This window comes from Pseudomonas sichuanensis, assembly GCF_024749065.1.
In the GTDB taxonomy this organism is placed as follows: Bacteria; Pseudomonadota; Gammaproteobacteria; order Pseudomonadales; family Pseudomonadaceae; genus Aquipseudomonas; species Aquipseudomonas sichuanensis.
The window spans coordinates 5,520,819-5,533,510 of record NZ_CP087185.1 but is presented as its reverse complement, the minus strand read 5'-3'; the positions used below and the strand labels follow the sequence as shown (position 1 = coordinate 5,533,510).

Here is a 12,692-nt window from a genome sequence, read left to right as displayed (position 1 = left end):
GATTATGTCTACATCAGCAGGAACACCCGCATGACCCAGATCAGCGTCGAACGCAAACACTCCCTCGGCCGCGAAGCCGCCCGCGCCAAGGCCGAAGCGCTGGTGGACAAGCTCAGCCGCGAATACGACCTCAAGGCCAGTTGGAACGGCGACCGGGTAGACGTGACCCGCAGCGGCGCCAATGGCAGCGTGCACATCTTTGACGACAGCATCCGCGTCGAGCTCAAGCTGGGCATGATGCTGTCGATGATGGGCGGCACCATCAAGGGCGAGATCGAGCGGGCGCTGGACAAAGCCCTGGCCTGAGGCCGCGAGGTCCTTGCTGTTTGCGGGGGCAGGCTTTGTGGGAGCGGGCTTGCCCCGCGATAGCGATTGCCGGGGCTGACGCTATCGCGGGGCAAGCCCGCTCCCACGATCCCCGTACACACTAACCCCGCATCGCCACACCTTAGGGTGAGGATTCTAATTATTCCGCCTACCTTCACGCTCAAGCCCTACCACCCTGGGCTCATCCTCCCTCCCCAAATGAGCATGAGGTACAGAGCATGGCCAAAGTGAATCTCAAGCAGGACGACGCCCAGGGCACCCTGGGCGAAGTGCGCGGTTACGCGCGCAAGATCTGGCTGGCTGGCATCGGTGCATACGCCCGTGTCGGCCAGGAAGGCTCCGACTACTTCAAGGAACTGGTCAAGGCCGGTGAAGGCGTCGAGAAGCGCGGCAAGAAACGCATCCATAAAGAACTCGATGCGGCCAACCACCAGCTCGACGAAGCTGGCCAGGAAGTGACCCGCGTGCGGGGCAAGGTCGAGGTCCAGCTGGACAAAATCGAGAAAGCCTTCGACGAGCGCGTCGGCCGCGCCTTGAATCGCCTCGGCATTCCGTCTAAACATGACGTTGAGGCGTTGTCCATCAAGCTTGAACAGCTGCACGAGCTGCTCGAGCGCGTCGCGCACAAACCATAAGGAGAGCAGGATGGCTGGCAAGAAGAACACCGAAAAAGAAGGCAGCTCCTGGATCGGCGGAATCGAGAAGTACTCCCGCAAGATCTGGTTGGCTGGCCTGGGTATCTATTCCAAGGTCGACCAGGACGGTCCGAAGCTGTTCGATTCGCTGGTGAAGGATGGCGAGAAAGCCGAGAAGCAGGCGAAGAAAAGCGTCGACTCGGCAGCCGACTCGGCCAAGTCCGCCACCACCTCGCGGGTATCGGATGTCAAGGAACGCGCACTGGGCAAGTGGAGCGAACTCGAAGAGGCCTTCGACAAGCGCCTGAACAGCGCCATCTCGCGCCTGGGCGTGCCCAGCCGCAACGAGATCAAGGCACTGCACCAGCAGGTCGACACGCTGACCAAGCAGATCGAGAAGCTGACCGGCGCTTCGGTCACGCCGGTATCCAAGGCCGCCGCCAGCAAGACGGCTGCCAAGCCACTGGCCAAGGCAGCTGCCAAACCGGCCGCCAAGACCGCTGCGGCGAAACCTGCGGCCAAGCCTGCGGCTAAAACCGCTGCAGCCAAGCCGGCTGCTGCCAAACCTGCGGCCAAACCGGCAGCGGCGAAGAAGCCAGCAGTCAAGAAAGCACCTGCGGCCAAACCTGCGGCAGCCAAGCCGGTAGCAGCGGCACCTGCCGCCACCGCCGCCCCGGCGCCGAGCGCGGCCCCGGCCAGCGCCACCCCGTCGGCACCGGTGAACGTGGCCGCCCAGGCCTGATACCGCGTCGCCTTCATCGCGGGGCAAGCCCGCTCCCACAATGGCTACTCAGGCCAACGTGGGAGCGGGCTTACCCCGCGATCATTTCACCCCTCCAGATACCTCATCGCCAGCTGCTCCGCCGCCGTGCGCGCCGGCGCCTGCAAGTGCGGCGCCACCAGCATCATCACCTGGTACACCACCACCCCCACATCGCCTTCACGCCCCAGTACCCGCTGGTAATCCAGCGAACAGATCAGGGTCAGGGCGATCTGTTCCACCAATTGCCCCAAGGCTTGCGTTTCGCTGGTCACCAGGCCCTGGCTCTTGAGGCTGGCCAGCAGCGCGGCGAGGGTGCGCTTGAGCGCGTTGATCAGGCTGCGCATGCCCCGCGCCAGCTTGGGCAGGCGCCCGGTGAGGTTGGACAGGTCCTGGAACAGGAAGCGGTACTGGGCCATGCGCTCGACGATCAGGTGCAGGAACAGCCAGTAGTCCTCGGCGTCCAGGCGCACGTCCAGCGGTGGGTCGAGCAGCGGCATCAGCTGTTCTTCGAAGCGCTCGAACAGGCCGATCACCAGCGGCTCCTTGCCGTGGAAGTGGTAGTACAGGTTGCCTGGGCTGATCCCCAGTTCGTTGGCGATCTCCAGGGTCGAGACGTTAGGTTCGCCCTGGCGGTTGAACAGCAGCAGGGCGCATTCGAGGATGCGGTCGCGGGTCTTCATTCAGTCAGCGTGCCAGTACGTAGGTGCCTGGCGCGGGGGCCAGCGGTGGGTAGGTGGCGTTGCCCAGCTCGGTGCGCGGTGCCTTGAGCGTACCGGAGCGCTGGCTGATCCACTCCAGCCACTGCGGCCACCAACTGCCGTCGCGGCGCTCGGCATCGTAGAACCAGGCGCGCGGGTCACCGGACAGCTTGGGGTTATCCAGGTAATAGGCCTTGGGGTTGCCGGGCGGGTTGATGATGCTCTGGATATGCCCGCTGTGCGACAGCACGAAGCGTCGCTCGCCACCCAGCAGCAGGGCCGAGCGGTACACCGCGTCCCAGGGGGTGATGTGGTCGTTGCTGCCGGCCACGGTGAAGCTGTCCAGGTCGACCTGCTTGAGGTCGATGGGCGTGCCGCACACCTCCAGCCCGTCGGGGTGGGGCAACGGGTTGTGCTTGAAAAAGTCCAGCAGGTCGCCGTGCAGGGCGGCCGGCAGGCGGGTGTTGTCGGCGTTCCAGTAGAGGATGTCGAAGGCCGGCGGGGTCTTGCCCATCAGGTAGTTGTTGACCCAGTAGTTCCAGATCAGGTCGTTGGGCCGCATCCAGGCGAAGATCCGCGCCACCTCGCCGCCGTCGAGCACGCCGCGCTGATACGAGCGGCGCTTGGCCGCCTCGATGGTCTGTTCGTCGGCGAACAGGCTGGCGGGGCTGTCGAACTGGCTGTCGAGCAGGCTCACCAGGTAGGTGGCGCTGCGCACCTTGCGCAGTTGGTTCTTGGCTTGCAGGTGGCCCTGCAGCGCGGCCATGGTCAGGCCGCCGGCGCAGGCGCCCATCAGGTTCGGGTCGCGGCTGCCGCTGACGCTGCGGCAGGCGTTGAGCGCCTCTTCCAGGGCCTGCACGTAGCTCGACAGGCCCCACTCGCGATGGCGCGGGTCGGGGTTGCGCCAGCTGATCATGAATACCTGCAGGCCGTTCTTGAGCATGTACTGGACGAAGCTGTTGGTCGGGCTGAGGTCGAAGATGTAGAACTTGTTGATCTGCGGCGGCACCACCAGCACTGGCCGGGCGTACTGCTTTTCGCTCATCGGCTTGTACTGGATCAGCTCCAGCAGCTCATTGCGAAACACCACCGCGCCAGGCGTGGCGGCGAGGTTGCCGCCGACCTCGAAGGCGCGCTCGTCCACCTGGCGTGGCAGCCCGTCGTTGTGGCGCAGGTCGTCGAGCAAGTGGCCAACGCCACGCAGCAGGCTCTGGCCGCCGGTGTTGAGCAGCTCCTTGACCGCCAGCGGATTGAGCAGCGAGTTGCTCGGGGCGATGGCGTCGTTGATCAGGTTGAACAGGAACTGCGCGCGCACGCGATCATCGTGGGACAGTGAGCTTTCCTCGACCCACAGGCGGGTCTGTTTCTGCCAGGCCAGGTAGGCCTGCAGGCTGCGCCGGTAGAACGGGTTCTGGCTCCAGGTGGGGTCACTGAAGCGGCTGTCGCGCGCGTGCGGCTGGAAGGGGGTGTCGCCGAGCATCACCCGGCCCAGGGTGCCGCCCAGCTCCAGCAGGTGTTTTGCCGTGTGCAGCGGGTGGCGCAGGCCATGGCGACCGACATGGCGCAGCGTCGAAAGCAGGTCGCGGCCGCGCAGGCCAGTGATCGCGTTCTGCACGTTCATGCTGGTGGCCGGGACCGGTATCGTCCCTGTTGCCGGTTTGTCTTTCATGCCAACACTCCATCGTTATAGCAATCGGGCCGCTCTGGTGGTGCTGCGCATCACTGCCTGACCCACCAGAGACCTGTGGGAGCGGCGTTAGCCGCGAACACCGGCGTAGCCGGTGCCATTCACCGTGTCGCTTGCTTCGCGGCTAAAGCCGCTCCCACAGACGCCAGCGCGTCTGCATCAGCCGCCCGAGGCGGGCCGGGGGTGCATGACCGCGCGCTGGCGCTCTTGCTGGAGGAATTTCATGATGATCGGGGCGACGGCCTCGGCCCGGGTGATCAGGAACAGGTGGCCATCGTCGATTATGTGTAGCTGGGCATTGGGAATCCGCCAGGCCAGCAGGCGCATGTTGACCAGGGGGATCAGCGGGTCGTCGTCGCCGGCCAGCACCAGGGTGGGTTGCTGGATCTTGTGCAGCCAGTGGATGCTGGTCCAGCCGAGCCCGGCGAACAGCTGCCAGTAGTAGCCCATCTTGCCGCCGGAGCGCACTTTCGAGGCGTGGTGCAGCGCCAGGTCCGGGTCGCGGCGAAAGGCGCCGCCATAGATCATGGGGGCGATGCGGATCACGTGGGACGGCTGAATGTAACGCCGGGGGCTGGCCATCAGCCACAGCACCTTGGGCTTGCCCGGCACCATCACCGCACCGGCGGCGGTGGCGGCCAGCACCAGCTTCTTGCAGCGCTCGGGGTAGTCGTGGGCGAACTGCTGGGCAAGCGCCCCGCCCCAGGACACACCGATGGCATTGACCTGGCCGTAGTCGAGGTAGTCGAGCATGCGCGCGGTCAACTTGGCCAGGCCGGGGAAGCGGTACGGGTGACGCGGCGTCGACGAGCCGCCGACCCCGGGCACGTCGAAGGCGATCACTTCCAGGTCCGGGTCCAGCGCCTCGATGAAGGGGAACACCAGTTCGAGGTTGGCGCCGATGCCGTTGAAGATCAGCAGCGGCGTCAGGTGCGGCTTGCCCGGGCGCACCGCGGTGCGGATGGACTGATCGTCCAGCTCGACGGTGCGGAAGATGTAGGGTTGCGGCATACGCGTGACTCTGGGGTGAAGGTAGCGCCGCGATGCGCCTGCCGGCACATCACGGCGGTTGGGCTCAACGCTCGTGCACGTAGGTTCCCGGTGCGGCCTCGCCTGCGCCATAGGTGCGGTTGCCCAGCCGGGTTGGCGCCTTCTTCAGTTCCCCGGCGCGATCGCCCAGCCACGTCTGCCAGTGCAGCCACCAGGAGTCGGCGTGCTTGACCGCGTTCTCCTGCCAGGCCAGCGGGTCGTCCGGGCGGTCTTCACCGGTCATGAAGCGCGCCTTGGGGTTGCCCGGCGGGTTGAGGATGCTCTGGATATGGCCGCTGTTGGACAGCACGAATTCGATCTTGCCGCCGAACAGGTGCGCCGAGCGGTAGCACGACTGCCACGGGGTGATGTGGTCGGCGGTACCGGCGACGCTGAAGATGTCGCAGTCGACCTGCTTCAGGTCGATGGCGGTGCCGCACACCTCCAGAGCATTGGCGCGGATCAGCGGGTTGTTCTTGAACATTTCGATCAGGTCGCCGTGGAAGGCGGCCGGCAGGCGCGTGGTGTCGTTGTTCCAGAACAGGATGTCGAACACGGGCGGTGAATTGCCCAGCAGGTAGTTGTTGACCCAGTAGTTCCAGATCAGGTCGTTGGGGCGCATCCAGGCGAACACCTTGGCCATGTCGCTGCCCTCGAGCACCCCGGACTGATAGGAGTGGCGCTTGGCGGCCTCCAGCGTCTGCTCGTCGACGAACAGCGCCACCTCGGTATCGATCGTGGTGTCGAGCACGCTGACCAGCAGGGTCAGGGCGTTGACCTTCTTCTCGCCCAGGGCCGCGTAGTGGCCCACCAGCGCGGTGCAGGTGATGCCCCCGGAGCAGGCGCCGAGCATGTTCAGGTCCTTGCTGCCGGTGATCGCCAGCACCGCGTCGACCGCTTCCTTGAGGGCGTCGATGTAGGTGGACAGGCCCCACTCGCGCTGGGCCTTGGTCGGGTTGCGCCAGCTGATGATGAAGGTCTGCTGCTGCGAGCGCAGGCAGAAGCGCGCCAGGCTCTTTTCCGGGCTCAGGTCGAACACGTAGAACTTGTTGATCTGCGGCGGCACCACCAGCAGCGGGCGGCTGTGCACCTGCTCGGTGATGGGTTTGTACTGGATCAGTTCGAGCACGTCGTTGCGGTACACCACCGCGCCTTCACTGGTGCCCAGGTTCTTGCCCACCTCGAAGGCTTCCATGTTCACCTGGCTGGGCATGCCGCCGTTGTTGACCATGTCCTTGGCGAGGTTGGACAGCCCGTCGAGCAGGCTCTTGCCGCCGGTTTCGAAGAAGCGCTTGATCGCCGCCGGGTTGGAGAGGGTGTTGGTCGGTGCCATGGCTTCGGTCATCAGGTTGATGACGAACTGGCCACGGGTGATGTCCTGGGGCGACAGGTCGCTTTCGCCGATCCAGTCGTTGAGCTCCTTGCGCCAGGCCAGGTACGTCTGCAGGTAGCGCCGGTACAGTGGGTTGTGGCTCCAGGCCGGGTCCTGGAAGCGACGGTCGTCGCCACCGGGCTGCAGGCTGGATTTGCCCAGCAGCACGTTCTTCAGTTCCAGGCCGAAATGCGCCACGTGCTTGGCACTGTGCAATGGCTGGCGAACCGCCTGGCGCAATACCGTGCGCGCCGACGTGAGCAAATCCTTACGGCGAATGCCGATGACCGGGTTCAGCCCCAGGGTGTTCTCTGAGGCCTGCCGCTGCAACTCATCGTTGTTCTTGTTACTCATCTACGACGCTCCGTTGTCCTGAGACGAGTACCGGTGTGCTGTGACAGCCCGGTACTGCTACTCGGGTGACCAGTGATAAGGAACAGCGGTGCTGCGACCGGATGCGTGTCGATGATGAGCTGCGGGGGTTTCTGCGTGTGAAGACAACCTGCTTTCGCTCGCGACCTCTACATACCGGCCTGGCCCTGCCTGCCGAAAAGGCGATGCAGGGAACTTGCCAGCTCCATTGGTTACCCGACTTTCATGTAATGCGCAAGACAGCCAGTCTTTGGCCGCCATTCACGCATTCAAGCAGATGAGATTAGAAAATGCGCTCTAAAACCTGGAGGCCCCGCGCTAGAGCATCAGCTTGACGACCGACTCGGCGGGGTCGCGGGATTTGCCGGCCTTGTGCAGTTCATCCAGGTACTCGGCCCACAGTTGTTCCTGGCGCAGACACAGTTGTTCGAGGTATTCCCAGGTGAACAACCCTGAGTCATGGCCGTCGTCGAAGGTCAGTTTCAGTGCGTATTGGCCGGCAGGCTCCAGGCCGCTGAGGCCTACGTTGATCTTGCCAAATTGCAGGATGGGATTGCCGTGGCCCTGGACCTCGGCGGAAGGGGAGTGCACCCGCAGGAACTCGGCAGGCAGGTGGTAGACCTCGCCGGGGGCGTAGGTGAGGGTGAGGGTTTTCGAGGCTTTGTGCAGGTTGATGGCGGTGGGCAGGCGGGCCATGGGCTTCTCTCTTGAGCTTCAAGCTGCAAGCTTCAAGCTTCAAGAAGCGATATTCAAGCCATCGCGGATAAACAGGAGAGAGGTGATGCTGCAAGCGACGCAAATCAGCTTGTCGCTTGCAGCCTACAGCTTGCCGCTTACAGGATGTAGCGCGACAGGTCTTCGTTCTGCGCCAGCTCACCCAGGTGGCTGTTCACATACGCGGCGTCGATGTGGATCGGCGTCTCGTCGTGGGCGCTGGCCAGGTCACCGGCACTGAACGACACCTCTTCGAGCAAACGCTCGAGCAGGGTGTGCAGGCGGCGGGCACCGATGTTCTCGGTTTTCTCGTTGACCTGGAAGGCGATCTCGGCCAGGCGCTTGAGGCCCTCGTCGGCGAACTCGATGTTCAGGCCTTCGGTCTTCAGCAGCGCTGCATACTGCTCGGTCAGTGAGGCGTGCGGCTCTTTGAGGATGCGCTCGAAGTCTTCCGGGGTCAGGGCCTTGAGCTCGACGCGGATCGGCAGGCGACCCTGCAGCTCGGGCACCAGGTCGCTCGGCTTGCTCAGGTGGAACGCACCGGAGGCGATGAACAGGATGTGGTCGGTCTTGACCATGCCCAGCTTGGTGTTGACGGTGCAGCCTTCGATCAGCGGCAGCAGGTCGCGCTGCACGCCTTCGCGGGACACATCGGCGCCGCCGACGTTGCCACGCTTGGCCACCTTGTCGATTTCGTCGATGAACACGATGCCGTGCTGCTCGACCGCTTCCAGGGCCTTGGCCTTGAGCTCTTCGTCATTGACCAGGCGGCCGGCTTCTTCGTCGCGGACCATCTTCAGCGCGTCCTTGACCTTCAGCTTGCGCGCCTTGCGCTTGCCCTTGCCCATGTTGGCGAACAGGCTCTGCAGCTGGTTGGTCATCTCTTCCATGCCGGGCGGCGCGGCGATCTCGACACCGACCGCGTCGGCCACTTCGATCTCGATTTCCTTGTCGTCCAGCTGGCCTTCACGCAGGCGCTTGCGGAACAGCTGGCGGGTGTTGGAATCGCTGCTCGACGGTGCGGCCTCTTCGGCGAAGCTGCTGGTGCGCGCCTGCGGCAGCAGGGCGTCGAGGATGCGGTCTTCGGCGGCGTCCTCGGCGCGGTGGCGCACACGGACGATCTCTTGCTCGCGGAGCATCTTCAGCGCGGCATCGGCCAGGTCGCGGATGATCGACTCGACGTCACGGCCGACATAGCCGACTTCGGTGAACTTGGTCGCTTCGACCTTGATGAACGGCGCGTTGGCCAGCTTGGCCAGGCGACGGGCGATTTCGGTCTTGCCCACGCCGGTGGGGCCGATCATCAGGATGTTCTTCGGGGTGACTTCGGCACGCAGCTCGGCAGGCAGCTGCATGCGCCGCCAGCGGTTGCGCAGGGCAATGGCGACGGCGCGCTTGGCGTCGTCCTGGCCGATGATGTGGCGGTTGAGTTCGTGAACGATTTCGCGGGGGGTCATGGACATGATCAATAGGGTCCTAAGGCGCAGTCATCAGTGTGGAAAAGTCCCGCTGTGGACGGGACGCCAAAACAACTGATCACTCGGCCAGGTCCTGCTCCTCGATGGTCAGGTTGTGGTTGGTGAACACGCAGATGTCGCCGGCGATGTTCAGGGCGGCCTCGGTGATTTCCCGGGCCGACAGGTCGGTCTTGTTCAGCAGGGCGCGGGCTGCGGCCTGGGCGTAGCCGCCGCCGGAACCCATGGCGATCAGGCCGTCTTCGGGTTCGACCACGTCGCCGTTGCCGGTGATGATCAAGGAAGCGTCCTTGTTGGCTACCGCCAGCATCGCTTCGAGGCGGCTCAGGGAACGGTCGGTACGCCATTCCTTGGCCAGCTCGACGGCAGCGCGCACCAGGTGGCCGGAGTGTTTCTGCAGCTGGGCTTCGAAGCGCTCGAACAGGGTGAAGGCGTCGGCGGTGGCGCCGGCGAAGCCCGCGATGACCTGGCCGTTGTACAGGCGGCGGACCTTCTTGGCGTTGCCTTTCATCACGGTGTTGCCGAGGGAAACCTGGCCGTCGCCGCCCATGACGACTTTGCCGTTACGGCGGACAGAAACGATGGTAGTCAAGGGAGAGTCTCCATGCAGCGGGGCGAAAATGCCTGATGGAGAGTCATATGGGGGGAGGGGGGAAGGATTTCAACCGAGAGGGATGAATGGTTGTATCCAGTCTTTGCCGGCCCATCGCGGGGCAAGCCCGCTCCCACGCCAGTTCAGTGCGTGGGAGCGGGCTTGCCCCGCGATGACGGTTACTCAGGCCTCGTGGCAGATGTGCCCATCGACCAAGGTATAACGCACCGCGCCCGGCAGGCAGTGGCCGATGAACGGGCAGTTCGCGCCGCGTGAGAACCACTGCTCACCGGCAACGGTGGAGGCTTGCGGATCGAACAGCACCAGGTCGGCCGCGCCGCCCACTTTCAGCTCACCCGCCGGCAGGCGCATGGCCGCCGCCGGGCCGCTGCTCAGCCGCGCCATCAGCGTCGGCAGGTCGAGCAGGCCGTCCTCGACCAGGGTCATGGCCAGCGGCAGCAACAGCTCGACGCTGCTGATGCCCGGCTCGGTGGCACCGAACGGCGCCAGCTTGGCATCGCGCTCGTGGGGTTGGTGGTGGCTGGAGATCGCCTGGATCACGCCCGACTTCACCGCCTCACGCAGGCCGTCACGGTCGGCGGCGCTGCGCAGCGGCGGCTGCACGTGGTACAGGCTGGAGAAGTCGCGCAGGGCTTCGTCGGTGAGGATCAACTGGTACAGCGCCACGTCGGCGGTGACCGGCAGCCCCAGTTGCTGGGCCTGGGCAATCAACCGTGCGCCGCGGGCGCTGGTGATCTGGCTGAAATGCGCGCGCACGCCGCTCTGCTCGACCAGCAGCAGGTTGCGGGCCAGGGCCACGGTCTCGGCGCTTTCGGGGATGCCGGGCAGGCCGAGGAAGCTGGCCATCGGCCCTTCGTGGGCCAGGCCGCCCTGGGACAGGTCGCGGTCCTGGGAGTGGAACACCACGGTCAGGTCGAAGGTCGCCGCGTATTCCAGGGCGCGGGCCAGGGTGCGGTTGTTGGGGATCTCTTTCAGGCCGTTGCCGAAGGCCACGCAACCGGTGTCGCGCAGGGCCACCAGCTCGGCCAGTTGCTCGCCTTCCAGGCCTTTGGTCAGGGCGCCGATCGGGTACACCTTGCTGTTGGCCGCTTCGCGGGCGCGGTCGAGGATCAGTTCGGCCACCGCCGAGGTGTCCAGCACCGGCTTGGTCTGCGGCGGGCAGCACAGGCTGGTGACGCCGCCGGCGACTGCTGCGCGGGTTTCACTGGCGATGGTGCCCTTGCGGCTGTAGCCCGGCTCGCGCAGCGATACACCGAGGTCGACCAGGCCGGGCGCTGCGACCAGGCCGTCGGCCTGGATCGTGCGGCTGGCGCTGAAGCCTGCCGGGGCTGCGCCGATGGCGGCAATGCGACCGCCTTCGAGGTGCAGGTCGGTGATGGTGTCCAGGCCGCTGGCAGGGTCGATTACCCGAGCGCCGATAATGCTGAGGGTCACTGGGCGTTCTCCTGCTCGATTTGACGTTGCGCGTTCTGCCCGCTCATGGCCATGGACAGCACGGCCATGCGCACGGCGATGCCGTAGGTGACCTGGTTGAGGATCACCGAGTGCTTGCCGTCGGCCACCGCCGACTCGATCTCCACGCCCCGGTTGATCGGGCCGGGGTGCATGACGATGGCGTCGGGCTTGGCGCCGGCCAGGCGTGCGGTGGTCAGGCCGAACAGGCGGTAGAACTCGCCCTCGCTGGGCAGCAGGCCGCCGGCCATGCGCTCACGCTGCAGGCGCAGCATGATCACCACGTCAACGTCCTTGAGGCCTTCGGCGAGGTCGGTGTAGACCTTCACCCCGTACTGCTCGATGCCGATCGGGATCAGGGTTTTCGGGCCGATCACGCGGATGTCCGGGCAGCCCAGCGCCTTGAGCGCGAGCATGTCCGAGCGGGCTACGCGCGAGTGCAGGATGTCGCCGACGATGGCCACCGACAGGTTCTCGAAGCTGCCCTTGTGCCGACGGATGGTCAGCATGTCGAGCATGCCCTGGGTCGGGTGGGCGTGACGGCCGTCGCCGCCATTGATCACCGCCACGTCCGGGCACACATGCTCGGCGATGAAGTGGGCGGCGCCGGAGTCGGAGTGGCGCACGACGAACATGTCGGCAGCCATGGCTTCGAGGTTGCGCAGGGTGTCGAACAGGGTCTCGCCCTTGCTGGTCGAGGAGGTCGACACGTTCAGGCTGATCACGTCGGCCGACAGGCGCTGGGCGGCCAGTTCGAAGGTGGTGCGGGTACGGGTGGAGTTCTCGAAGAACACGTTGCACACGGTCTTGCCGCGCAGCAGCGGGACTTTCTTCACGGCCCGGGCGCCGACTTCGAGGAACGAGTCGGCGGTGTCGAGGATCTCGGTGAGCAGTTCGCGGGGCAAACCGTCGAGCGAGAGGAAGTGGCGCAGCTGGCCCTGGTCATTGAGCTGCAGCGGGCGCTTGGCGTCGAATGGCGTCATCGCGGGGGACTCTTAAAGGGCGGAAGCGGAAGCGAGGTCCTGGCGCTCGAGGACGAGCGGTGCGGGTCCGGTCAATTTTACCCGTTCATGGGCGGCCAGTGACAGGGTGGCACCGAGCACATTGGGGCGGATCGGCAGTTCGCCGGCATCCAGGTCCAGCAGGCACACCAGCGTCACGCTGGCCGGGCGGCCATAATCGAACAGTTCGTTGAGGGCGGCGCGGATGGTGCGGCCGCTCATCAGCACATCATCCACCAGCACCAGGTGCTGGCCTTCAATCTCGAACGGCAGCTCCGAAGGGCGCACTTGCGGGTGCAGGCCGTTCTGGCTGAAATCGTCGCGGTAGAACGAGACATCCAGGGTGCCCAGCGGGCTCTCGTCGGCCAATGCCTGCTGCAGCGCCTGGGCCACCCATACGCCGCCGGTGCGGATGCCGATGAAGCGTGGCTCGGCGATGGCGCGGCGGGCCAGGTGGGCGCGAAGGTCGACGGCCATCTGCCGGATCAGGTCGGCGGGATTGGGTAGGCTCATTGCGTGCTCCTCGGAAGGCGGGCGCCGGGTAGCTCCGGCGG

Annotated in this window: 12 protein-coding genes and 2 pseudogenes; 4 read left to right on the top strand and 10 right to left on the bottom strand. The window is 65.4% G+C overall.

The window, feature by feature from the left end; all coding sequences use genetic code 11:
* The first annotated feature begins 30 nt into the window (after positions 1 to 30).
* The 4 genes and pseudogenes from LOY51_RS24890 to LOY51_RS27305 all read left to right on the top strand — a co-directional run.
* Positions 31 to 306 (top strand): polyhydroxyalkanoic acid system family protein, encoded by a 276-nt coding sequence (locus LOY51_RS24890; RefSeq protein ID WP_110994133.1) that lies wholly within the window; start codon positions 31 to 33, stop codon positions 304 to 306.
* A 239-nt stretch (positions 307 to 545) separates the two neighbouring features.
* Complete coding sequence (locus LOY51_RS24885; RefSeq protein WP_125465847.1) at positions 546 to 962, top strand: phasin family protein; 417 nt, start codon at positions 546 to 548, stop codon at positions 960 to 962.
* Positions 889 to 1,311 (top strand): annotated as a pseudogene (locus LOY51_RS27310) (phasin family protein); the annotation flags it as partial. The gene LOY51_RS24885 and the pseudogene LOY51_RS27310, both read left to right, overlap by 74 nt.
* 78 nt (positions 1,312 to 1,389) lie before the next feature.
* A pseudogene (locus tag LOY51_RS27305) lies at positions 1,390 to 1,704 on the top strand (hypothetical protein); the annotation flags it as partial.
* 86 nt (positions 1,705 to 1,790) lie between these two features.
* Here the strand turns inward: LOY51_RS27305 and LOY51_RS24875 are convergent.
* From LOY51_RS24875 to pyrR, 10 genes are all read right to left on the bottom strand, one after another.
* A complete protein-coding gene (locus LOY51_RS24875) occupies positions 1,791 to 2,405 on the bottom strand; it encodes a TetR/AcrR family transcriptional regulator (protein WP_125465845.1) in 615 nt (204 codons plus the stop codon).
* 4 nt (positions 2,406 to 2,409) lie between these two features.
* Complete coding sequence (phaC, locus tag LOY51_RS24870) at positions 2,410 to 4,092, bottom strand: class II poly(R)-hydroxyalkanoic acid synthase (protein ID WP_125860778.1); 1,683 nt, start codon at positions 4,090 to 4,092, stop codon at positions 2,410 to 2,412.
* 177 nt (positions 4,093 to 4,269) lie between these two features.
* Positions 4,270 to 5,121 (bottom strand): poly(3-hydroxyalkanoate) depolymerase, encoded by an 852-nt coding sequence (gene phaZ / locus LOY51_RS24865; protein ID WP_125465843.1) that lies wholly within the window; start codon positions 5,119 to 5,121, stop codon positions 4,270 to 4,272.
* Between the two features lie 64 nt (positions 5,122 to 5,185).
* Complete coding sequence (gene phaC / locus LOY51_RS24860) at positions 5,186 to 6,865, bottom strand: class II poly(R)-hydroxyalkanoic acid synthase (protein WP_125465842.1); 1,680 nt, start codon at positions 6,863 to 6,865, stop codon at positions 5,186 to 5,188.
* Between the two features lie 336 nt (positions 6,866 to 7,201).
* A complete protein-coding gene (locus LOY51_RS24855) occupies positions 7,202 to 7,579 on the bottom strand; it encodes a gamma-butyrobetaine hydroxylase family protein (RefSeq protein ID WP_125465841.1) in 378 nt (125 codons plus the stop codon).
* Positions 7,580 to 7,716: 137 nt separating this feature from the next.
* Positions 7,717 to 9,060 carry an ATP-dependent protease ATPase subunit HslU gene (gene hslU / locus LOY51_RS24850; RefSeq protein WP_125465840.1) on the bottom strand — a complete coding sequence of 448 codons (1,344 nt, stop codon included), beginning with the start codon at positions 9,058 to 9,060 and terminating at the stop codon, positions 7,717 to 7,719.
* A gap of 73 nt (positions 9,061 to 9,133) precedes the next feature.
* Positions 9,134 to 9,664 (bottom strand): ATP-dependent protease subunit HslV, encoded by a 531-nt coding sequence (hslV, locus tag LOY51_RS24845; RefSeq protein WP_011536056.1) that lies wholly within the window; start codon positions 9,662 to 9,664, stop codon positions 9,134 to 9,136.
* 183 nt (positions 9,665 to 9,847) lie between these two features.
* The gene (locus tag LOY51_RS24840) at positions 9,848 to 11,119 is read right to left on the bottom strand and encodes a dihydroorotase (RefSeq protein ID WP_125465839.1); all 1,272 of its coding nucleotides are present in this window, start codon (positions 11,117 to 11,119) and stop codon (positions 9,848 to 9,850) included.
* The gene (locus tag LOY51_RS24835; protein ID WP_110994142.1) at positions 11,116 to 12,120 is read right to left on the bottom strand and encodes an aspartate carbamoyltransferase catalytic subunit; all 1,005 of its coding nucleotides are present in this window, start codon (positions 12,118 to 12,120) and stop codon (positions 11,116 to 11,118) included. The genes LOY51_RS24840 and LOY51_RS24835 overlap by 4 nt, the downstream gene beginning before the upstream one ends.
* Before the next feature lie 12 nt (positions 12,121 to 12,132).
* A complete protein-coding gene (pyrR, locus tag LOY51_RS24830) occupies positions 12,133 to 12,651 on the bottom strand; it encodes a bifunctional pyr operon transcriptional regulator/uracil phosphoribosyltransferase PyrR (protein WP_125860773.1) in 519 nt (172 codons plus the stop codon).
* Positions 12,652 to 12,692: the final 41 nt, after the last annotated feature.

Coding starts and splice junctions, on each gene's coding strand:
- LOY51_RS24835 (WP_110994142.1), bottom strand. CDS start 12,120: ATGACGCCATTCGACGCCAAGCGCCCGCTGCAGCTCAATGACCAGGGC.
- LOY51_RS24885 (WP_125465847.1), top strand. CDS start 546: ATGGCCAAAGTGAATCTCAAGCAGGACGACGCCCAGGGCACCCTGGGC.
- LOY51_RS24855 (WP_125465841.1), bottom strand. CDS start 7,579: ATGGCCCGCCTGCCCACCGCCATCAACCTGCACAAAGCCTCGAAAACC.
- pyrR (WP_125860773.1), bottom strand. CDS start 12,651: ATGAGCCTACCCAATCCCGCCGACCTGATCCGGCAGATGGCCGTCGAC.
- phaC (WP_125860778.1), bottom strand. CDS start 4,092: ATGAAAGACAAACCGGCAACAGGGACGATACCGGTCCCGGCCACCAGC.
- LOY51_RS24875 (WP_125465845.1), bottom strand. CDS start 2,405: ATGAAGACCCGCGACCGCATCCTCGAATGCGCCCTGCTGCTGTTCAAC.
- phaZ (WP_125465843.1), bottom strand. CDS start 5,121: ATGCCGCAACCCTACATCTTCCGCACCGTCGAGCTGGACGATCAGTCC.
- LOY51_RS24890 (WP_110994133.1), top strand. CDS start 31: ATGACCCAGATCAGCGTCGAACGCAAACACTCCCTCGGCCGCGAAGCC.
- phaC (WP_125465842.1), bottom strand. CDS start 6,865: ATGAGTAACAAGAACAACGATGAGTTGCAGCGGCAGGCCTCAGAGAAC.
- hslU (WP_125465840.1), bottom strand. CDS start 9,060: ATGTCCATGACCCCCCGCGAAATCGTTCACGAACTCAACCGCCACATC.